Annotated in this window: 23 protein-coding genes; 22 read left to right on the top strand and 1 reads right to left on the bottom strand. The window is 43.4% G+C overall.

Going from position 1 to position 20,252, the window contains the following annotated elements; genetic code table 11:
- The first annotated feature begins 15 nt into the window (after positions 1 to 15).
- From N0M92_RS13240 to N0M92_RS13170, 15 genes are all read left to right on the top strand, one after another.
- Positions 16 to 918: a sirohydrochlorin chelatase gene (locus N0M92_RS13240; protein WP_260286193.1), complete on the top strand. Its 903-nt coding sequence runs from the start codon at positions 16 to 18 to the stop codon at positions 916 to 918.
- Positions 915 to 1,685 (top strand): precorrin-6A reductase, encoded by a 771-nt coding sequence (gene cobK / locus N0M92_RS13235; protein ID WP_260286192.1) that lies wholly within the window; start codon positions 915 to 917, stop codon positions 1,683 to 1,685. Before N0M92_RS13240 ends, cobK begins: the two co-directional genes overlap by 4 nt.
- Before the next feature lie 12 nt (positions 1,686 to 1,697).
- Positions 1,698 to 2,345, top strand: a complete 648-nt coding sequence (locus N0M92_RS13230; RefSeq protein ID WP_034312499.1) for a precorrin-8X methylmutase — start codon at positions 1,698 to 1,700, stop codon at positions 2,343 to 2,345.
- A gap of 5 nt (positions 2,346 to 2,350) precedes the next feature.
- Positions 2,351 to 3,463: a cobalt-precorrin-5B (C(1))-methyltransferase gene (locus N0M92_RS13225; RefSeq protein ID WP_260286191.1), complete on the top strand. Its 1,113-nt coding sequence runs from the start codon at positions 2,351 to 2,353 to the stop codon at positions 3,461 to 3,463.
- Entirely contained in the window at positions 3,447 to 4,661 is a 1,215-nt protein-coding gene (cbiE, locus tag N0M92_RS13220) for a precorrin-6y C5,15-methyltransferase (decarboxylating) subunit CbiE (RefSeq protein ID WP_260286246.1), read from the top strand. The genes N0M92_RS13225 and cbiE overlap by 17 nt, the downstream gene beginning before the upstream one ends.
- Entirely contained in the window at positions 4,654 to 5,361 is a 708-nt protein-coding gene (gene cobI, locus N0M92_RS13215) for a precorrin-2 C(20)-methyltransferase (RefSeq protein WP_260286190.1), read from the top strand. Before cbiE ends, cobI begins: the two co-directional genes overlap by 8 nt.
- Entirely contained in the window at positions 5,358 to 6,134 is a 777-nt protein-coding gene (gene cobM / locus N0M92_RS13210) for a precorrin-4 C(11)-methyltransferase (RefSeq protein WP_260286189.1), read from the top strand. The genes cobI and cobM overlap by 4 nt, the downstream gene beginning before the upstream one ends.
- Positions 6,131 to 7,255: a cobalt-precorrin 5A hydrolase gene (locus tag N0M92_RS13205; RefSeq protein WP_260286188.1), complete on the top strand. Its 1,125-nt coding sequence runs from the start codon at positions 6,131 to 6,133 to the stop codon at positions 7,253 to 7,255. Before cobM ends, N0M92_RS13205 begins: the two co-directional genes overlap by 4 nt.
- Before the next feature lie 15 nt (positions 7,256 to 7,270).
- Positions 7,271 to 8,665, top strand: coding sequence for a cobyrinate a,c-diamide synthase (locus N0M92_RS13200; RefSeq protein ID WP_260286187.1), 1,395 nt, complete (start codon positions 7,271 to 7,273; stop codon positions 8,663 to 8,665).
- 35 nt (positions 8,666 to 8,700) lie between these two features.
- Positions 8,701 to 9,510 (top strand): uroporphyrinogen-III C-methyltransferase, encoded by an 810-nt coding sequence (gene cobA, locus N0M92_RS13195; protein WP_260286186.1) that lies wholly within the window; start codon positions 8,701 to 8,703, stop codon positions 9,508 to 9,510.
- Positions 9,489 to 10,052, top strand: a complete 564-nt coding sequence (locus N0M92_RS13190) for a nitroreductase family protein (protein ID WP_260286185.1) — start codon at positions 9,489 to 9,491, stop codon at positions 10,050 to 10,052. Before cobA ends, N0M92_RS13190 begins: the two co-directional genes overlap by 22 nt.
- Positions 10,053 to 10,066: 14 nt before the next feature.
- The gene (locus tag N0M92_RS13185; protein ID WP_260286184.1) at positions 10,067 to 10,603 is read left to right on the top strand and encodes a cob(I)yrinic acid a,c-diamide adenosyltransferase; all 537 of its coding nucleotides are present in this window, start codon (positions 10,067 to 10,069) and stop codon (positions 10,601 to 10,603) included.
- A gap of 13 nt (positions 10,604 to 10,616) precedes the next feature.
- Complete coding sequence (locus N0M92_RS13180) at positions 10,617 to 12,134, top strand: cobyric acid synthase (protein ID WP_260286183.1); 1,518 nt, start codon at positions 10,617 to 10,619, stop codon at positions 12,132 to 12,134.
- A gap of 149 nt (positions 12,135 to 12,283) precedes the next feature.
- Positions 12,284 to 12,556, top strand: a complete 273-nt coding sequence (locus tag N0M92_RS13175; RefSeq protein WP_076371466.1) for an HU family DNA-binding protein — start codon at positions 12,284 to 12,286, stop codon at positions 12,554 to 12,556.
- 232 nt (positions 12,557 to 12,788) lie between these two features.
- Positions 12,789 to 12,953 carry a hypothetical protein gene (locus tag N0M92_RS13170; RefSeq protein ID WP_170974019.1) on the top strand — a complete coding sequence of 55 codons (165 nt, stop codon included), beginning with the start codon at positions 12,789 to 12,791 and terminating at the stop codon, positions 12,951 to 12,953.
- On the opposite strand, the gene N0M92_RS13165 is transcribed toward N0M92_RS13170, so the two are convergent.
- Positions 12,950 to 13,735 carry a serine/threonine protein kinase gene (locus N0M92_RS13165; protein ID WP_260286181.1) on the bottom strand — a complete coding sequence of 262 codons (786 nt, stop codon included), beginning with the start codon at positions 13,733 to 13,735 and terminating at the stop codon, positions 12,950 to 12,952. The two genes, N0M92_RS13170 and N0M92_RS13165, sit on opposite strands and share 4 nt — an antisense overlap.
- 507 nt (positions 13,736 to 14,242) lie before the next feature.
- Between N0M92_RS13165 and N0M92_RS13160 the strand changes: the two genes are divergently transcribed.
- Genes N0M92_RS13160 through N0M92_RS13130 form a run of 7 tightly spaced genes read left to right on the top strand, consistent with a single transcriptional unit; the run spans position 14,243 to position 20,243 of the window.
- Positions 14,243 to 14,380, top strand: coding sequence for a flavin reductase family protein (locus N0M92_RS13160; RefSeq protein WP_260286180.1), 138 nt, complete (start codon positions 14,243 to 14,245; stop codon positions 14,378 to 14,380).
- A gap of 16 nt (positions 14,381 to 14,396) precedes the next feature.
- On the top strand, positions 14,397 to 15,878 hold the full coding sequence (locus N0M92_RS13155; protein ID WP_260286179.1) for a 4-hydroxyphenylacetate 3-hydroxylase family protein: 1,482 nt from the start codon (positions 14,397 to 14,399) through the stop codon (positions 15,876 to 15,878).
- Between the two features lie 32 nt (positions 15,879 to 15,910).
- Positions 15,911 to 16,660 carry an IclR family transcriptional regulator gene (locus N0M92_RS13150; RefSeq protein WP_260286178.1) on the top strand — a complete coding sequence of 250 codons (750 nt, stop codon included), beginning with the start codon at positions 15,911 to 15,913 and terminating at the stop codon, positions 16,658 to 16,660.
- Positions 16,661 to 16,704: 44 nt separating this feature from the next.
- A complete protein-coding gene (locus N0M92_RS13145) occupies positions 16,705 to 17,265 on the top strand; it encodes a 3-hydroxyanthranilate 3,4-dioxygenase (RefSeq protein WP_260286177.1) in 561 nt (186 codons plus the stop codon).
- Positions 17,250 to 18,296 carry an amidohydrolase family protein gene (locus N0M92_RS13140; RefSeq protein WP_260286175.1) on the top strand — a complete coding sequence of 349 codons (1,047 nt, stop codon included), beginning with the start codon at positions 17,250 to 17,252 and terminating at the stop codon, positions 18,294 to 18,296. Before N0M92_RS13145 ends, N0M92_RS13140 begins: the two co-directional genes overlap by 16 nt.
- Positions 18,259 to 18,720, top strand: coding sequence for a RidA family protein (locus tag N0M92_RS13135; protein ID WP_260286174.1), 462 nt, complete (start codon positions 18,259 to 18,261; stop codon positions 18,718 to 18,720). Before N0M92_RS13140 ends, N0M92_RS13135 begins: the two co-directional genes overlap by 38 nt.
- Before the next feature lie 47 nt (positions 18,721 to 18,767).
- A complete protein-coding gene (locus N0M92_RS13130; protein ID WP_260286173.1) occupies positions 18,768 to 20,243 on the top strand; it encodes an aldehyde dehydrogenase in 1,476 nt (491 codons plus the stop codon).
- Positions 20,244 to 20,252 lie beyond the last annotated feature (9 nt).

The following is a 20,252-nucleotide window of genomic DNA, read 5'->3' as shown; positions in this document are numbered from 1 at the left end:
AGAGGGGGAAAGTAAATGAAAGCAGTTTTGTTCGTAGGACACGGAAGCCGTTTGGCTTCGGGAAACGAAGAAGTCCTTCATTTTATTGAAAATATGATTCCAGCATTGGATGGGCGCTTCCTTGTAGAAACGTGCTTCTTGGAATTTGCGGCACCGAATATATCCAAAGGCATTGATAATTGTGTAAAACGAGGGGCTTCTGAAGTTATCGTCATACCGATCATTTTGTTGCATGCAGGACATTCGAAATTACATATCCCAGCTGAAATAGAGGATGGGAAAACAAAGTATCCAGAAGTGAAATTCACATATGGCCAAACGATCGGGGTCCACCCTGATATATTGACAATCCTGACAGACCGTCTTGAGGAAGCGGGATTCGATACATCTTCTGAACAGGCTGAGACAGCAATATTGCTGATTGGCCGAGGTGGCAGTGATCCTGATGCAAATAGTGATATATATAAAATTTCACGATTATTATGGGAAAAATTGAACGTAAAATGGGTCGAAGCAGCGTTCATGGGTGTAACGGACCCGCACGTTGACGAAGGTATTGAACGATGCATCCGCTTAGGGGCAAAAAAAGTAGTGATGCTGCCATATTTCCTCTTCACAGGTGTGTTGATGGAAAGAATGGAGGATATGCTGAAAGGCTATCAAGAGCAATATCAAGATCAAGAATTCATTTTGGCGAAGTATTTTGGATATCATCCAACATTACAGAACATTCTGCAAGAACGTGTAATTGAAGCTAGTGAGGGCAGATCAAGCGGGGCACGTGATTTGGAAAACTATCGTAAACATGTCGAGGAACATGGACATGCCCACCATCATCACCATCATGACCACGATCACGACCATGATCACGACCATCATCACAATCACGATGGGCAAGTGGTGGGGACGTCAAAATGATTTTGTTTTTGGCGGGTACAAGTGATGCAAGGGAATTAGCGATTGAGATGCAGCAGGTGGGATTCAAGGTTTTGGCAACTGTTGTAACCGGGTCGGCAGCTAAAAGTTTGCAAGATGCAGGCATATCCACCCGGATTGGCCGATTAACTGCAGAGGATATGACATCTTTAATCTCTGAAAAAGGTTTTCAGGCAGTAGTTGATGCAAGTCACCCATTTGCCGAAGAAGCATCCAAGAACGCCCTTAACGGAGCAAAGGCAGCAAATGTCCCTTATATTCGTTATGAGCGTGAAAGTCAACGGTTTCAGAATGATAAATTGATAGTTGTCCGTGATTATGAGGAAGCTGCCAAGCTCGCTGCTGTGAAACGGGGAGTCATCATGCTTACGACAGGAAGTAAAACCCTGGCCGTGTTCGCAAAAGAATTGGTAGGGCTAGAGAATACAAGAGTCATAGCGAGAATGCTGCCACGCATGGACAATATGGAAAAATGTGTGCAGCTGGGCATTGAACAAAAAAATATCGTTGCGATTCAAGGGCCATTTTCCAAAGAATTAAATAAAGCTCTATATGAACAGTATGGGGTCACATTGATGATTACGAAAGAAAGTGGCAAGGTCGGTGCGGTTGACGAGAAATTGGAAGCAGCGTTGGAATGTGGAATAGAGACGATCATGATATCGCGACCGGATGTTGACTATCAAAATGTTCATTCCAGTTTTGATCATGTCATCGCCGAGTTGAATAAACAACTAAATGAAAAATAGGAGGAATGCAAGATGGATTTTAAAACGGATTTTAAACCACTAACGGTAGATCCAGACAAAATATATGATTATAGCTTCTCAATCATTGCTGAAGAAATGGGCAATCATGATTTTTCTGAAGATGAATGGAAGATCGTCCGCCGGGTCATTCATGCTTCAGCGGATTTTGAATTGGGAAGAAGTGTCATCATCCATCCAAATGCCATTCAAGCTGGTGTGGAAGCCATTCGTAAAGGTAGACATGTCATTGCGGATGTGCAAATGATCGAGAGCGGTACAGGCAAAAAAAGATTTCAAAAACACGGCGGGGACGTTCATTGCTATATTTCAGATCCGGATGTGATGGTCGAAGCAAAACGGTTGAATACGACAAGGGCGATCATTTCGATGCAAAAAGCCGTTAAGGAAAATGAAGGGGGCATTTATGCCATAGGCAATGCACCTACAGCTTTACTTGAGCTCATTCGCCTTATTAAAGAAGGGATTGCAAAACCGGACTTAATCATTGGAATGCCTGTTGGGTTTGTTTCTGCAGCGGAATCTAAAGAGGAACTCGCTAAGATCACCGAGGTTCCATTCATTACGAATATTGGCCGAAAAGGCGGAAGTACTGTCACTGTTGCTGCATTGAACGCGATTTCCCTTTTAGCTGATAGTTAAAAATCATGGAAAAGAAAGTAAAAAAAGATCCATCACAAATGCGTCATGGGTATACGACAGGGGCATGTTCGACTGCCGTGACTAAAGCGGCATTGACTGCATTGATCACGGGGGATGCACTTGAGGAAGCGACGATTTCCTTGCCCATCGGGCGAGATGCCACTTTCACTATTGAGAAATATGATATATCGGAAAATGCGGTTAGTGCTGAAACGATCAAAGATGCCGGAGATGATCCCGATGCTACCCATCTGGCACATATTATCTCTACGGTCAGCTGGTCGGAGGCACCTGGGATTATCCTGGATGGAGGGATAGGTGTGGGGCGTGTGACCAAACCCGGGCTTCCTGTCCCTGTAGGAGAAGCGGCCATTAATCCTGTACCGCGCAAAATGATTTTAACCACTGTGGAACAAACATTGGAAGAATTTAAGATCAATAGAGGAGTGAAAGTCGTCATCTCCGTGCCAGCAGGTGAAGAAATAGCGAAAAAGACATTAAATGGCCGCTTGGGGATTGTGGGAGGCATTTCCATTTTAGGAACAAGGGGCACTGTCGTCCCTTTTTCCAGTTCAGCCTATATGGCAAGCATCGTCCAGGCTATCAGTGTCGCCAAAGCGAGTGGTTGCGAGCATCTTGTCTTAACTACTGGCGGGCGCAGTGAAAAGTATGCGATGGGCCTTCTCCAGGATTTGCCTGAGGAAGCCTTTATTGAAATGGGTGACTTTGTGGGCTTCTCACTTAAGCAATGTAAGAGACAGGGAATTAAAAAGGTATCATTGGTCGGCATGATGGGGAAATTCTCCAAAGTGGCCCAAGGTGTGATGATGGTGCATTCAAAAAGTGCCCCGGTCGACTTCGGTTTTCTATCGGAAATAGCCCAAAGCGTCGGAGCTGAAGATGATCTTGTTCTTGAAATCAAGAATGCAAACACGGCGTCCCAAGTCGGGGACATGATGTCAGCGATAAATAATTTTGATTTTTTTAATAAACTATGTGAATCCTGCTGTCACTCTGCCATAAAGCAAGTGAAGGGCGGAATTGAAATGGAAACGGCGATTTATTCGTTGAAGGGACAATTACTGGGAAGGGCTGTTGGAATTGAGTCAATCGATTAAATTAATCGGGATAGGGGATAACGGTCAGGAAAGCTTGCTGCCCCAATATATCCAATGGATAGAAGAAAGTGAAGTGCTGGTCGGAGGTGAACGGGTCTTATCGTTTTTTCCGAACTATTCTGGCAAGAAGATTGTCATAAAGGGCGGTTTGAAAAAGGTGGTGGAACAACTGCGGGATGAAACTCGTCCAACAGTTGTCTTAGCTTCCGGTGACCCATTATTTTATGGAATGGGAGGTTATCTTTCAAGCAAAATCAACATAGAGGTTTACCCATATTTCAGTTCAATTCAGCTTGCTTTTGCAAAAATGGGTGAAAGCTGGCAAGATGCCTTCCTAGTCAGTGTTCATGGCCGCAGTATGAAAGGTCTGGCCCAAAGGATAGATGGGAAAGCGAAAGTAGCTTTGCTTACTGACATCGAAAATAGTCCAAATCAACTTGCTAAATATCTCATTTCATTCGGAATGACTGAATACCGGGCATTTGTGGCTGAAAATCTTCAAGGAGAAACCGAAGACTCTGGCTGGTATGAACTTGAAGAAATGGTGGAGCGGGAATTCTCGCCGTTGAATGTCGTCATTTTGAAAAGAAAATCAGAAGGTCCAAGCTGGGCCTTGGGGATAGAAGATGAAGAATTTTCGCAGCGTAAGCCCGACAAAGGCCTCATAACCAAAAAGGAAATTCGGGTATTAAGCCTGCAAGCGTTGAAACTCAGGAAAAACAGCACCGTTTGGGATGTTGGGACGTGTACTGGCTCAATGGCAATTGAAGCGGCCAAGCTTGCATCCGAAGGCCAAATTTTCGCAATTGAAAAAAATGAGCCTGATTTAGAAAACTGTTATCAAAACCAGCATAAATTCCGTACAGATATAACGGCCATTCATGGAAAAGCTCCGCAAGGACTGGAAACTTTTCCGGATCCTGATGCGATCTTCATTGGCGGGACTGGCGGCGAAATGGCAGATCTCATCCATACATGCTGCAAACGACTGAAAGAAGGCGGCAGAATCGTTCTGAATGCTGCGACGATTGAGAATCTTTACAGGGCTAATGAGGCATTTGCTGAAGCTGGTTTTCACACTTCCATCATGCATGCCCAAATCTCCAGAAGTAAGCCAATATTGGGAATGAACAGATTTGTTCCGCTTAATCCTGTGTATATCATTACTGCACAACGAAAGGAAGACATGAATGAGTAATCTTGGTACATTATTTGGCCTTGGCGTGGGCCCGGGCGATCCAGAGCTTATTACAGTAAAGGCATTTCGCGTGATTCAGGAATCTCCGGTCATTGCGTATCCAAAAAAAAGAAAAGGGAGTAAAAGCTACGCCCATCGCATTGTTGAAGTTTACATTCGTCCTGAAGAGAAGGATATGCTGGGGCTGGTGTTTCCGATGACGAAAGATCAAGCGATTTTGGATCGGGAATGGAACGGAACGGTCGAAAAAGTTTGGCAAAAATTAAATGAAGGTAAAGATGTTGCTTTCGTTACGGAAGGTGATCCGCTTTTATATAGTACGTTCATACATATGATGAAATTGATGCAGGAGTTGCATCCCGAAGTCGAAATCAAGACAGTCCCGGGCATTTCTTCTTTTAATGGGTCAGCGTCAAGGCTGGGCATCGCTTTGGCTGATGGTGATGATCATGTTGCGATAGTTCCTGCAAGGGATGACTATGAAGCGATGAAGAAGGCGATCGAAGATCATGATGCCGTGGTGTTCATCAAAGTGGCAAAGGTCATCGATTTAATGATTGCCGTTTTAAAAGATTTGGACTTGCTTGAAAAGGCCTCGGTCGTAACCAAAGTCACTTCCGATGAAGAAGTGATTTGGAAAGTGAGTGAATTGGAAGGACTTGAACTAGAATACTTAACATTGATGGTGGTGAGAAAATGAAAATATATATTGTAGGCGCTGGCCCGGGTGACCCGGATTTGATAACTGTAAAAGGATTGAACATTCTCCAAACGGCTGATGTGATTTTATATACGGATTCATTAGTGAATGAAGAATTGATTGCTAAGGCAAAACCCGATGCCGAGGTGCTAAAAACGGCAGGTATGCATTTGGAGGAAATTGTTGGCATCATGGTTGAGCGTGTTAGAGAAGGAAAGATGGTTGCTAGAATCCATACAGGGGATCCTGCCATGTACGGTGCAATCATGGAACAAATTGTCCTTTTGAAGAAAGAGGGTATTGGTTATGAGGTGATCCCGGGCGTAAGTTCGGTATTCGCCTCGGCAGCTGCAATAGGAGCAGAGCTGACTATCCCTGATTTAACTCAGACACTCATATTGACGAGGGCTGAAGGACGTACGCCTGTTCCGGAATTTGAGAAGTTACGTGATTTGGCAAGTCACCATTGTACGATTGCCCTTTTCTTGAGTGCGACCTTGACTAAAAAAATCGTTAAAGAACTCCAAGAAGCCGGTTGGAAGGATGATACTCCGATAGCAGTCATTCAACGGGCAACATGGCCGGACCAAAAAATCGTCCGTACCACGTTAGTGAACTTAGATGATGATATGCGTCGAAATGGTATCCGCAAGCATGCGATGATTCTGGCTGGATGGGCGTTGGACCCAACCATCCATGATAAAGATGAATACCGATCCAAATTATATGATGCGAGTTTTACCCACGGTTTCAGAAAAGGTGTTAAGCCATGATCATTGAACTGAAAGAAGCGGAACTTGCTCCCATTAAACGGTCTCATACTTATGCGATCGTGGCGATTACAAAGCATGGTGTCGAGCTGGCACGAAAATTACATACCGTTTTTTCGAATTCCGATTTATATTACATGAGCAAGTTTGAAAAAGGGGACGAAGAGCAAAAACAGATCCAGCTTTTTTCGGGCAGTGTCCGTATGCTATTACCCGCTTTATTCAAGGAATATAAAGGAATCATATTAATTATTTCACTCGGTGCGGTAGTCAGGATGATTGCACCGATTTTGAAGGATAAGAAAACGGATCCGGGTGTCGTTGTCATTGATGATAAAGGGGAAAATGTCATCAGTGTACTGTCAGGGCATCTGGGAGGAGCGAATGAACTGACTAAGGAAGTTGCTGCATCGCTTGACGCAAGAGCTATAATCACCACGGCTTCGGATGTTCAAAAAACGATTCCTGTCGACTTATTCGGACAGCGCTTCGGCTGGATTTGGGATTCTGCAGAAAAATTGACGCCAGTGAGTGCGTCCGTTGTCAATGAAGAGCATGTTGCCGTTGTACAGGAATCAGGTGAACGGAATTGGTGGACTTATGAAACGGCATTACCCGAACGCATAATCGTATACCCATCCATTGAAGAAGCGCTTCAAGCAAAACCGCAAGCAGCGCTGGTCGTAACTCACCGTATTCTTAGCCAGTCGGAAAATGGGATCCTTGAAAATGGTATTGTATATCGGCCAAAAGTCATTGCTCTCGGTATCGGGTGCAATAGGGGAACAGAGGCAGCTGAAATTGAGCAGGTGATTGCAGAAACACTAGCGGAATTATCGTTTTCATTAAAAAGCGTTAAAGCGATCTGTACAATTTCCTTAAAGAAAGACGAAATCGGCTTGATTGAAGTAGTTGAAAAATACGGCTGGGAATTCGTGCATTATGAACCGGAAGAGCTTAATCAAGCCAAAATCGAAGCGCCATCGGAAACAGTATTTAAATACACGGGTGCATATGGTGTGAGTGAACCGGCTGTGAGGATTTATGCTAAAGCTGAACAATTGGAGCTGGTTAAGAAAAAATCGGGTAACGTAACCATTTCAGTTGGCATCATACCTTTTTAAGGAGGAGAAGCAAATATGAACGATAGAAGATTGGTAATTGCGGGTACCGGAAGCGGTGTCGGTAAAACGACATTGACCATCGGAATCATGGCAGCCCTCCAGAAGAAAGGCTATACTGTCCAAGGGTTCAAATGTGGTCCTGACTATATTGACCCTACTTATCATACAGCGGTTACAGGACGGATTTCACGCAATCTTGACAGTTGGATGTTCGAACATGACACTGTCCGGGAAATTCTTACCAAAGCAGGTACCGGATCTGATATATCGATCATCGAAGGAGTCATGGGCTTCTTCGATGGCAAAAGTCCTTTATCCAATACAGGATCGACGGCTGAAATCAGCATCATCACGCAAAGCCCTGTCCTGTTGGTAGTCAACTGTGCCAGCATGGCACGGAGTGCAGCTGCCATCGTAAAAGGATTTCAGGCCTTTTCGACCGGTCCGAATATCATTGGTGTCATTGCCAATCAAGTGGGAAGTGCGGGGCATTACAAAATTGTCAAATCAGCCATTGAGCAAGAATGCGATGTACCGGTGCTTGGTTATATGAAGCGGGAAATGGATATAGATATTCCAAGCCGTCATTTGGGTTTAATTCCAGCTATTGAACGCGGGGAACTAAATCCGTTTTTCGCTAAGCTTGCACAATTAGTCATGGAAACGATCGATATCGATCAGTTGTACCATTTATCCAAGACAAGCCCCGTTTCCAGTGGAAACTCAAATATATTTCAACCCCAAAATGAAAAGGAAGTGTGCATTGCCGTCGCAAAAGATGCAGCCTTCAATTTTTATTATCAGGAAAACCTTGAGTTGCTTGAAGCATTTGGGGCGACCATCAAGTATTTTTCTCCATTGAAAGGGGATGAAGTTCCATTGGATGCTGATGGTTTATACCTAGGAGGCGGTTTTCCTGAGGAGTTTGCAGCTGAACTTTCCGGTAATGTGGGTGCTATCAAATCCATCAGAAGCTCCATTGAAAAAGGGATGCCGACTCTAGCGGAATGTGGCGGTTTCATGTTTTTGAGCAAATCGATTGAAACGACTTCCGGAGAAACGCATCAGATGGCAGGCATTATTCCGGGCAGGATTAAAATGCAGAAAAAACTTGCAGCACTAGGGTATAGAGAAATTACAGGAACTCCAGGCAATTTTTTGATCAATGAAATGGAGCAGGCCAAAGGACATGAATTCCACTACTCGACATTTGAAGCCGATGATGAACTTACACATGCTTATGAAGCTAAAGGCAGATTCGGTTCGAAACAAGAGGGGTGTGTATTGGGTAACCTTGTTGCTGGGTATACGCACTTTCATTTTGCTTCCAATCCAACACTTGCAAAGAACTGGATTGATACTTGCTTAAAACAAAAAAACAAATCTGCCCATGAAACTATCGACAAGTAAAAGATATTTTTTGAAGATTAAGAGGAGGCGCGAGCATGAAACCGGGAAAAGTTCATCTGGTCGGTGCGGGTCCCGGAGATCCGAAACTGATTACGGTATATGGACTGGAATGTATCCAAAAGGCGGATGTCATTGCATATGACAGGCTTGTCAATCCAGAATTATTAACGTATGCAAAAGAAGATGCAGAACTGGTGTATTGCGGGAAATCACCAGGGAAACATCATCTCATTCAAAATGAAATACATGAACTTTTAGTAGAAAAAGCCTTACAGGGGAAAAACGTCACCCGTCTGAAGGGTGGAGATCCGTTTGTCTTTGGGCGGGGCGGTGAGGAAGCGGAGATACTGGCTGCTAACGGGATTGAATATGATATCGTTCCAGGAATCACAGCGGGAATCGCAGCACCGGCTTATGCGGGCATCCCGGTGACCCACCGTGATCATGCCTCAAGTTATGCGATTGTGACAGGCCATGGCCGTGATTACAAGGGGCAGGATAACTTGAATTGGCAGGCATTGGCTCAGGGCATCGATACCATCGCCTTTTATATGGGAATTGGTAATATGCCGTTTATCTGTGAAAAATTGATGGAGCATGGAAGGGATGGCAATACGCCAGTGGCTGTCATTGAATGGGGCACGACAGAAAATCAAAGGACGATTACCGGTACCTTGAGTTCGATTTCTGTGAAGGCTATAAAAGAAGAAATTCAAAATCCATCAATCTTTCTAGTAGGGGATGTCGTCCAATTAAGAGAAAAAATCCAATGGTTTGAAAGAGTGATTGAATCAGAGTCCATTATTGAAGGGAATGAGTCGGAATGTCCATCATTCAAGAACTGAAGGAACGCCGGGCAATAAGGAATTACGAAGAAAAAGAAGTGGAAGACCAAAAAATCAGGCAGCTATTGGAAGCGGCTACCTATGCCCCTAACGATAGATTGCGTGAACCTTGGAGTTTTTATGTAATCAAGGGAGAGGCGAAGCAGCGTTATGAAAGATTGGCAGAAAGGTATTTACATGAACGCTTCCCGACCAAACCGAAATTGATTGAAAGTTCACTGGAAGTTGTAAAGACGACACCGCTTATCGTGGTCGTGACTTCCGATATTTTGCCTGATGATCCGGATTCATCCGAAGACAATGTATTCGCTTCTTGTTGTGCCGTCCATTCGATGTGGCTTGCCGCAAAAGAACTTGGTCTCGGATTCGTATGGCGCACTAGAGGAGTGGGTCTTGTCAGGGATGAACGCCTGCACGAATTTATCGGTTCACCGGAAAACAAAAAAGTGATCGGCACCATTTTTGTCGGATACCCTAAAGGCGATCAACCGGTTCCTGCTACTAAAAGGACTTCATACATAGAAAAAACAGTTTGGCTATGAAAGTAGGTGAGTGAGTGGCACGCAGAGGATTAATGCTTATTTATACAGGTAACGGGAAAGGGAAGACGACTGCCTCATTAGGGGTGACTTTAAGGGCAATCGGCAGAGGAATGAATGTCAAATACCTTCAGTTCATAAAATCTCCAGAGCGTACATATGGGGAAGCATTGGCTTTGAAAAAATTAGGAGTTGAAATGGAACAGCTAGGAATTGGTTTTACATGGACCAAAACTCCAGAAGAGCATCGCAACGCATTATCGTTAGCATGGGAAAAGGCGAGACTGGCCCTTAGTGATCCCGGCATTGATTTACTTGTTTTGGATGAGTTGAACAATGCATTGGCGATTTCCAAATTCCCGATCGAAGATGTCTTGCCATTGACTGAAGTCATCGATGCGATTCGAAGTCGTCCCGCTCATATGCACATAGTCATTACCGGCAGGGATGCCAAGACAGAGCTTATGGAAATGGCCGATTTGGTTTCAGCGATTGAGGCGACCAAGCATTATTATGACGAGGGCATCGGCGCTGTCAAAGGATTGGAGTTTTAAGGGGGTGAATGTAATGAAGGCACGATCCATCATGATACAAGGAACGTCGTCTGATGTAGGGAAAAGTTTGATTTGTACGGCATTTTGCCGGGTATTTTCCAATAAAGGATTACGTGTCGTCCCATTCAAATCACAAAACATGGCTTTGAATTCTTATGTAACCTTGGATGGCGGTGAAATCGGACGGGCTCAGGGAGTACAGGCGGAAGCAGCAAGGATCACGGCAACGACCGATATGAATCCGATATTACTGAAACCAAAGCAGGATATGGTTTCGGAAGTCATCGTGCACGGAAAGCATTTTCTTGATATGAATGCAAAAAGCTATCGGTCCCAATTTGTCCAGGAAGCCATGCCGATCATCCGTAAATCGGTCAAAAAACTTCAAGAAGACTATGACATCATCGTACTCGAAGGGGCAGGAAGTCCGGCTGAAATTAACCTTAAGGACCGGGATATCGCGAATATGCGAATGGCTAAACTCACGGATGCGGCAGTCATTTTGGTGGCCGATATTGATCGTGGTGGAGTATTTGCCTCCATCATCGGCACACTTGCTTTATTGGATCAAGATGAACGAGATAGTGTAAAGGGGATCATCATCAATAAATTTCGTGGCATGCGTGAATTGTTGGACGATGGCATTGAATGGGTGGAAAAGGAAACCGGGATTCCGGTTCTCGGGGTACTGCCCTATCTAGACGTGAATATTGAAGCGGAAGATTCACTTGCCCTCTCTTCCTTACGTTTTAAAAAACCTAAAAAGGCAGAGTTCCCGATCGATGTAGCCGTCTTGAGATTTCCTCGGATCTCCAATTTTACTGATGTGGATCCTTTTTTTGATGAACCCGGAGTAGGTGTCCGCCTAGTAAACAGTGTCCATGAGTTAGGTAATCCCGATCTGGTAATTTTGCCTGGTACAAAAAACACGATGGAAGATTTAGAATGGTTGAATCGTATGGGGTTGGATCGGGCCATCAATGAATTGCGGAAACAAGGTACGATGATTTTTGGCATATGCGGCGGTTTTCAAATGCTAGGGACTAAACTTTTCGATCCTGATGCGGTCGAAGGTGACGGTGAGAACGCGTACGGGCTCTCGCTTCTTCCGGTGGAAACCGTTTTTCAGGCAGAAAAGAAAACGGTACAAATGGAAGGTGTCCTTTCTGCCGGGATAATGGAAGGTCAAATGAATCTTAACGGTTTCGAAATACATTTAGGCAGAACGACATTGAAGTCGCAAGTAAGGCCCTTTCTTTTATTGAAGGATGGAAGAGAGGATGGAGCCATTTCCAATGACAACAAGGTAATGGGAACATATCTTCATGGGATATTCCATAATCGCCTGTTCACTAGATTGCTAGTTAACCAAATTCGACGGAACAAGGGGTTGGAAGAAGTGAAGGAGAACGTCCAAAGCGACTCGGAGCGTAGGGAGGAAGCCTACAATCTCTTGGCTTCCCATTTGGAGGAAAACATTGATATGGATACCATCTATCAATGGCTGCAGCTGGAAACTGCAGGAAGTTAATGTTAATCAAAGCCCATTTATCTTCAAAAAAGCTCGATTTAGAGCTGCAATTCCTTTTATTTAGCCATAATAAGTGACAGGGGCATACAAGATATGTTATGTTGTCTTCTCTACATACTTTATACAAAATAAAAGGATGAGGTGTTCATATGAATAAAACAGAATTAGTGAGCAGTGTTGCAGCACAAGCTGAACTGACAAAAGACGAAGCAAAAAAAGTAGTGGATGCGTTGTTTGAAACAATCACGGCTACACTTGCTAAAGAAGAAAAAATCCAATTAGTTGGTTTTGGTACATTTGAAGTGCGCGACCGTGCTGCCCGTACAGGAAGAAACCCGCAAACTGGCGAAGAAATACAAATTGCAGCTAGTAAAGTACCGGCATTTAAAGCAGGTAAGGAATTAAAAGACGCTGTAAAATAAATGATGAACGACGAAAAAACCTGGCGAAGCAATGCTCGCCAGGTTTTTTATGTTTACAGTCATTTCAACTTACATCTTTAATGGAAAGATTAAAAAACGTTTTATCAACTGGTAAGCATGAAATTGTTTATATAGCACAAAAATTATAGTACTTATTAATAAGGTTTATACTTTGACTATGTTAGGCTAAATGAATAACAAGCTTTAAACCATAATAAAAGAGGTGAAAGATATGCTAAAGAAAATAATGAAAAAAATCAAACAACTTTCCCAAGGAAGCAGTGAGAGAAGACATGGTCATTATCGCCGAGGCAGCAGCAGCAGCAGAGGGTATAAAAGGTATCCCATGAGTGGAAGTGACCGCTACAAGAGAAAGGGGCGTGGCAGCAGCAGTTAATTCAATTTCTGTGACTTCAATGCAGCCTGCAGGTCCATTGAGATTTCTTTAATATCTGAATAAGGTTCTTGGATGCTTAATAATCTTTTCAGTATATGCACGGTTTCTTTTTCTAACGAAAGCTCTTCTGTCCAAGGAAGGGCCTTTTTACTTTTGGAATCATACGTCGTATAAAGTACATAAAGAAGTATTTCCCCCAAGTCGTAAAAATCCTGCCTTTTCAGCTCTAAAATGGAGTCTTTTGCGAGATCGGCCGTATTGATCGTTTTAGACAAACCAAAGTCTATCAAAATGGGCTGATGGTTCTTAAGTAAAATATTTGGTATACGTAAATCTTGATGGCAAATGTCATGGTCATGTAGATAAGCTACTAAACTGACCAGTTCAACCAGAAAAATTAGAGACTCTTTCTCATTGTATGTTAATTGATTCAAGAAAATATGGTCTTCTAAATTATCCCCTTCTATAAAATCCATCACAAAATAAACATTACCGTCATGTGAAAATTGCCCGTGAAATTTGGGGATGTTCGTGTGGTTTAACATTCGTAATATGATCATTTCATTTTTAAACTGTTTCAGCTCTTTTTTGCTGCGGCGTTTACTTTTCCGGAGCTGCTTGATCACTATATTTTCATTCATCTTCAAATCATTGCAAAGGTAAACAATACCGTAGCTTCCTTTACCGGTTACAGCTTTCACCTCGTAACGGTCATTCAAAACCACGCCTTGTTTTAAAGGAATATCCACAAAAAATTGGTAGATCTTTCTTAAGGAACGCAAAATTGAAACTTCCCTCACCACTTTCATATATTCGAGTCGAAATGACCAAAGCTGGAAATACGAATGATCATGGATAGTTTAACACTGATTTTTGTTAATGCGGTAATGAAAGTCTTTTTACGATAATTCACAATTGAAACGAGCTATTAAAAAAAATTCCTTAAATTTCATAATATGAAATTATATGATTTTTAAAATTATTAAGTTTACTATAATGAATTCATAATGAAAGAGTAGGAGGTGATAAGATGGATGAGCGCGAGTTGAGAAGTTGCTTTGGCAAATTCCCAACCGGAGTCACGATAGTAAGCTGGTTTGATGGAAGGGCATCACTGTGAATACATTTACCTAGGTTTCTTGGTTCCCCCGCTCGCTTAGTATCAATTCATAATGAAGCAAAAGCCTGCACTAGCATGAAAGATAAATCTTTTACCATTAATAAATTATCGGATGAACAAGAATCCATTGCAGGGCAATTTGCGGGCAATAAGCAGGAAACACTTTAAAGTGACTGGGAGAACAAGGGAAGAGTTTGAGGCAGGTGATCATGTATTGTTCATCGGTGAGATCCAGGAGTTACATTTCGAAGATTTGGAAGCGCTTACTTTCATCAAGGGAAAATGGGGTCTGCTAAACAACTTGTAAAATAAGGGGGTTTCTTATGGGCATTAAAACCGGTGAAGAATATATTAATAGAATTAAATCCAGAAAGCCAGAAGTCTGGCTTGGTGGAAGAGTGGTTGAGGATATTTATAATGAGCCAATTTTTAAGCAGCCGATACAAGAAATTGCGAGGTTGTATGACATTCAACATGACCCGGAATATCTAGATGAAATCACTCACATTTGCAAAGAAACCGGGGAACGTGTCAATAATGCTTTCTTATTCCCGAAGACATCGGAGGATTTGCAAAAAAGAAGTAAATTATTTGAAGTGTATGCAAGGATGACATATGGACTAATGGGGAGAACGCCGGACTTTTTAAATGTCGTGGTCACTTCCATGGCACATAACTCCTGGTTTCTTGATAAATACAACAAAGACTGGTCAAAGAACATCAAGGACTATTATGCCTATATTCGTCACAATGATTTATTCTTGACGCATGCAATCATTAATCCTCAAAATGATCGAAGCAAGCAATCTCATGAACAAAAAGAAACATATACCCACTTAGGGACCGTTGAGGAAAAAGAAGAAGGAATACTTGTACGCGGTGCAAAGATGTTAGCAACCCTGGCACCGATTACAGATGAGGTGATTATCTATTCTTTCCCAGGATTCACACCAGGCGATGAACGTCACGCGGTAGCATTTGCACTGCCGATCGATACGCCTGGACTGCGCATAATCTGCCGGGAACCAATGCAGGACGGAACACGCTCGATGTTTGACCATCCACTGGCCTCCCGCTATGAGGAAATGGATGCCCTGCTTGTATTCAATGATGTCCTGGTTCCTTGGAATCGTGTCTTCTTATACAACAATGTGGAGGCGGCAAACCGCTTGTATCCAATGACGGGGATCGCGGAACAGCCTGCTCACCAATCAGGCGTACGCGGATATATTAAACTGGCATTTGCCGTTGAAGTAGCTTGTAAAGTGGCAGACTCTATCGGAGTTGATGGATTCCTGCATGTACAGCGTGATTTGGGTGAACTTGTTCAATCCGTCGAAGTCATCCGTTCACTGCTTCGGGTAGCGGAATATGAGTACACGATTAATGATTACGGTGAGGCCCGGCCAAATCCCGATGCATTGGAAACGATTCGCGGCTTCCTTCCGGAGATGTATCCTCGTGCCATCGAAGTTATCCAGACCATTGGAGCCGGCGGGCTGTTGATGTCTCCGACAGGGGCCGACTTTGATAATCCGGAATTGCGCAGTGATATCGATAAATATTATGGAGGGCGAAGCGGGGTTTCGGCAGAAGAGCGTGTTCGGGTGTTTAAACTGGCTTGGGATTTATGCGGGGAAGCATTTGGACAGCGCCTCCTTCAATACGAACGCTATTACACGGGTGATCCAGTTCGGAAAAGAGCGATTTTTTATAATAAATATAAGAAAAACAAAAACTTTGCCATGGTCGATGAAGTGCTTAACAAACCGATGCAAGTAGCCATCGATGCGGTTAGCCAGTAACTTTAATAGTTGAATGGGGAGGGGGGACCGTCATGATTTCGTCTGTTGAGAAGCTGATAAAGATACTTGATTTATTCACAAATGAAGAACCCTCACTTGGAAATAAGGAAATAGCTGAAAAATTGAATATGAGTCCAAGCTCATCTCATCATCTAGTGAAAACGATGTGCAAGGATGGGATGCTGATCCAAGGCAAAGATCGAAAGTATCGGCTTGGATGGAAGTTGCTTGAGTGGAGCAGTAGAGTCATGTATCAGCAGGATATTCATTATGAAGCAGGTCCAATTATAAGTAATCTTGTCCTGCAATTTAGAGGTAATTCTCACATCGGTATGTTTCACGAAGGCGAAGTCAGGTTTGTGATGAAAATGTCGTCCCCTCACGCTGAGCATATGACCACATATATAGGAGCAAGAAAACCAGCTCATTGTACGAGCGCCGGGAAAATATTACTTGCCTTTAACCCATCCTTTATTCAGCCTACGCTGGCAAAAGGGCTATTGAAGCACTCAACTAACACGATTACTAGCATCAACCAATTGAATGAAGAGTTAAAGGACGTCCGCAAACAAGGATTTGCGATTAGTGATGATGAAAATGATTTTGGGTTATATGGCGTTGCAGCACCCATTAAGTCCTATAATGGCCAGGTTATTGCTGCACTTAACCTTGTCGGGGATCGGAATTATATGCTTGGGAAAGAAAAAACGAGAATTATTCAGTCGGTGATTCGTTCGGCACAAATGATTTCAAAACAAGTTGGTTATATGTCACTAATATAAATTTTTTGACTATTATGAAAATTTAAATGGGAGGTAGTTTATTTATGAAAGGACATGCTCAATCTTCAAAATTACAGGCTAGATCATTAAATCTCATGAAAGTTATTGAAGACAATAAAGATTTATTGAAACCGCCGGTTAATAACAAAGTGCTTTGGGAAGATTCCGAATTCATCGTCATGCTTCTGGGTGGTCCGAATTATCGGCGCGATTTTCATGTCGACCCTTCAGACGAGCTATTTTATCAGATAAAAGGATCCTGCTATGTAGAATGCATCAATCAAAGCGGCGAGCGTGAAGTAGTGGAGGTGAAAGAAGGGGAAATATTCATGCTGCCAGCTGACGTACCACATTCCCCTCACCGTGTACCGGATACTTATGGCATTGTCGTAGAGCGCAAGCGTGCTAAAGATGAGCTAGAAGATTTTGTTTGGTTCTGCGGGAATTGTAACCATGAGATGCTCAAAGCTACGATCCAATTGACAAATATTGAGGTCCAGGTGAAAGAGGCGATTGAGGCTTTCAACGGAAGTAAGGAACTTCGCACCTGTAGTGAATGCGGTCATGTCATGTTAGAAAACGTTGAGGCTTGGAAATGCGAATAGATTTCCATACCCATATTCTTCCGTTGGACCTGCCCGACTTAACCGGTAAATTTGGTCAGGGACGCTGGCCAGTGCTAGAGCGGAAATGTTCTTGCGGGGCAGATATCATGGTAAGCGGAAAGCTGTTCAGGAAAGTGACCGACCAGGTGTGGGACCCTGAAAAACGCATTCAGGATATGGATGCGGAAGGAGTCGATATGCAGGTGCTCTCACCTGTGCCAGTGACATTTTCATACTGGGCGCCAATTGACCAGGCGCTATACATGTCCCAGTTCCAGAATGATTTCATCGCCGAGACTGTGAACAGGCATCCAGACAGGTTCATCGGTCTCGGAACTGTACCGCTTCAGGATTTGAAAGTGGCAATCGGGGAAATGGAACGCTGTAAATTTGAGCTAGGCATGGCTGGAATCGAAATCGGTACTAACGTAAATGGAGAAAATCTGGATTCCCCTGTTTTATTGGAATTTTTCCAAATGGCTGAAAAGTGGAATGTCCCACTGTTTATCCACCCATGGGAGACAATGGCAAAAGACCGCACGGAACGGCATAACCTCATGTATACAGTGGCGATGCCGAGTGAAACGGCATTGGCGGCAGCAAGCATTTTATGGAGTGGCGTCATGGAAAAGTTCCCGGATCTGAAAATCTGTTTTGCACATGGCGGGGGCTCATTTCCATATATTTTACCGCGGATCGATCAGGGATGGGAAGTATGGCCTGATTTAAGGAAAACATCAATGCCGCCAAGCTACTATGCGCAAAAGTTTTATTTCGATTCACTGAACTATGATACCCGGAATATTCAGTATCTGATTGACCGTTTTGGATATAAGAAAGTGCTGATGGGTTCCGACTATCCATTTTTATTGAGAGAAAAGCCCCCAGGTCAAGTAATTGATGACACTCTAAATCTATCAGATGAAGTGAAAGCGAATCTTCTAGGGATAAATGCACTAAGATTTTTAAATTTGGAATCACGAGGGGAGAAGCATGGTAAAACAGATAAAAGCACCAGAACAAGTCCTTGAAGAACTTGGAATCATGCTTGAGCCGCCAAGGGAAGCGGTCGGTAACTACGTTAGCCACGTCCGGGTGGGAAATTTGATTTTCACATCCGGACAAGGTGTTGATGAATATCACGGCAAGCTTGGCAAAGAGCTGACGGAAGAGGAAGGGTATCAGGCAGCGAGGCAGTCAATGGTTAATCTTCTGAGGGTGCTGAAGGATGAGCTTGGAGAACTATCCAGAGTGAAGAAGGTAATCAAAATTCTCGGAATGGTTAATTCAGCCGAAAACTTCACAGGACAGCCCAAAGTATTGAATGGGGCATCAGACCTGCTTGTGGCCGTATTTGGAGAGAGGGGTAGACATGCCAGGTCAGCAGTGGGAATGGCCCAGCTTCCAAATAACACTGCAATTGAAATTGAAATGATTGTGGAAATACAAGATTGAGGCGCTTGAACTAAGCGGGTGTCTCAATAAAGGGAGAGGGATGTTTCATGCAAGCAGCAAGAGATAGGATAAATACAACTAAATCAATAGATTGCCGGCACTTTATTAACGGGGAATTCCTGGATCCAGATCAATCAAGGACTTTTGACAATATCAATCCCGCAACGGAAGAAATACTTGGATGGGTTGCAGAAGGAGGAAAAGAGGAGGTGAATCAGGCTGTTTCTGCAGCAAGACATGCGCTTAAAGGGCCTTGGAAATCTTTTACCGATAATGAGCGCTCTGCGGTTCTAAGGCGAATCGGCGATCTCATTTTGGAAAAGAAAGAAGAACTGACAATGTTGGAAACCCTTGATACAGGGAAACCATTTAGCCTTGCACTGGAAATGGATATCAAGCGTTCAGCTCACAATTTCCACTTTTTTGCGGACTATATCACTACACTTGGAAATGAATCCTTCAACCAGAACAATATTGCACTTCATTATTCCATTAGGCGGCCCGTCGGAGTGGTAGGGATGATCAATCCTTGGAATTTACCTTTGCTATTGTTGACATGGAAATTGGCACCATGCCTGGCAGCTGGCAATACAGCGGTTATGAAACCAGCTGAACTGACACCGATGACAGCGACAAAGTTAATGGAAATATGTAAGGAAGCGGGAGTTCCCGATGGAGTTATCAACCTTGTGCATGGATATGGTGTAAATTCAGCTGGAGCTGCTCTAAGTGAGCATCCGGACGTCGATGCGATAACATTCACTGGGGAAACGAAAACGGGAACGGCGATCATGAAAGCTGCCGCGCCCACGTTGAAAAAAATCTCTTTTGAACTGGGCGGGAAAAATCCGAATATTGTGTTTGCAGACTCGAATCTTGATGAAGTAATCGAAACGACATTGAAATCAAGTTTCATGAACCAAGGAGAAGTTTGTTTATGTGGATCACGAATCTATGTTCAGGAAGGATTGTATGACGAATTCCTTGAAAAGATGGTCGCGCGAACAAAAAAATTAAAAGTCGGGAATCCGTTTGATTCCGAAACGGAAGTAGGAGCTGTAATAGGAAAAGAACATTATAAAAAAGTGATGAGTTACATTGACCTGGCGAAAGAAGAAGGAGCGAAAATATTAACTGGAGGAAGAAGAGCCGGACAGTTTGACAAAGGTTTTTTCATTGAGCCGACAATTATTGCCGGAGTTACGCGTGAATCCCGTTGTGTACGGGAAGAAATTTTTGGTCCTGTGGTAACGGTCATGCCTTTTGAAACGGAAGAAGAAGTACTGGAGCACGCTAATGATACTCATTACGGACTGGGGGCAACGATCTGGACCAACGATTTAAGGAGAGCACATCGTGTCGCTTCTAAAATAGAGGCGGGCATTATCTGGGTGAATACCTGGTATTTGCGTGATTTGCGCACACCTTTTGGTGGTATGAAGCACAGTGGCATCGGCCGTGAAGGCGGGTCTCATAGTTTCGAATTTTACAGTGAACTGTCTAACGTCACGATTAAATTATAAAGAAGGTGG

The organism is Peribacillus aracenensis, from assembly GCF_025175645.1.
In the GTDB taxonomy this organism is placed as follows: domain Bacteria; phylum Bacillota; class Bacilli; order Bacillales; family DSM-1321; genus Peribacillus; species Peribacillus aracenensis.
Note: the sequence above shows the minus strand (reverse complement) of the source record. Positions and strands in the feature narration are given on the sequence as shown.

Excerpts from the sequence above, each read along its gene's own strand:
- N0M92_RS13240 (WP_260286193.1), top strand. The coding sequence starts at position 16 with ATGAAAGCAGTTTTGTTCGTAGGACACGGAAGCCGTTTGGCTTCGGGA.
- N0M92_RS13225 (WP_260286191.1), top strand. The coding sequence starts at position 2,351 with ATGGAAAAGAAAGTAAAAAAAGATCCATCACAAATGCGTCATGGGTAT.
- cobM (WP_260286189.1), top strand. The coding sequence starts at position 5,358 with ATGAAAATATATATTGTAGGCGCTGGCCCGGGTGACCCGGATTTGATA.
- cobK (WP_260286192.1), top strand. The coding sequence starts at position 915 with ATGATTTTGTTTTTGGCGGGTACAAGTGATGCAAGGGAATTAGCGATT.
- cobA (WP_260286186.1), top strand. The coding sequence starts at position 8,701 with ATGAAACCGGGAAAAGTTCATCTGGTCGGTGCGGGTCCCGGAGATCCG.
- cobI (WP_260286190.1), top strand. The coding sequence starts at position 4,654 with ATGAGTAATCTTGGTACATTATTTGGCCTTGGCGTGGGCCCGGGCGAT.
- N0M92_RS13150 (WP_260286178.1), top strand. The coding sequence starts at position 15,911 with ATGATTTCGTCTGTTGAGAAGCTGATAAAGATACTTGATTTATTCACA.
- N0M92_RS13190 (WP_260286185.1), top strand. The coding sequence starts at position 9,489 with ATGTCCATCATTCAAGAACTGAAGGAACGCCGGGCAATAAGGAATTAC.
- N0M92_RS13170 (WP_170974019.1), top strand. The coding sequence starts at position 12,789 with ATGCTAAAGAAAATAATGAAAAAAATCAAACAACTTTCCCAAGGAAGC.
- N0M92_RS13230 (WP_034312499.1), top strand. The coding sequence starts at position 1,698 with ATGGATTTTAAAACGGATTTTAAACCACTAACGGTAGATCCAGACAAA.
- N0M92_RS13175 (WP_076371466.1), top strand. The coding sequence starts at position 12,284 with ATGAATAAAACAGAATTAGTGAGCAGTGTTGCAGCACAAGCTGAACTG.
- N0M92_RS13135 (WP_260286174.1), top strand. The coding sequence starts at position 18,259 with ATGGTAAAACAGATAAAAGCACCAGAACAAGTCCTTGAAGAACTTGGA.
- N0M92_RS13155 (WP_260286179.1), top strand. The coding sequence starts at position 14,397 with ATGGGCATTAAAACCGGTGAAGAATATATTAATAGAATTAAATCCAGA.
- N0M92_RS13200 (WP_260286187.1), top strand. The coding sequence starts at position 7,271 with ATGAACGATAGAAGATTGGTAATTGCGGGTACCGGAAGCGGTGTCGGT.
- N0M92_RS13180 (WP_260286183.1), top strand. The coding sequence starts at position 10,617 with ATGAAGGCACGATCCATCATGATACAAGGAACGTCGTCTGATGTAGGG.
- N0M92_RS13130 (WP_260286173.1), top strand. The coding sequence starts at position 18,768 with ATGCAAGCAGCAAGAGATAGGATAAATACAACTAAATCAATAGATTGC.
- N0M92_RS13145 (WP_260286177.1), top strand. The coding sequence starts at position 16,705 with ATGAAAGGACATGCTCAATCTTCAAAATTACAGGCTAGATCATTAAAT.
- N0M92_RS13205 (WP_260286188.1), top strand. The coding sequence starts at position 6,131 with ATGATCATTGAACTGAAAGAAGCGGAACTTGCTCCCATTAAACGGTCT.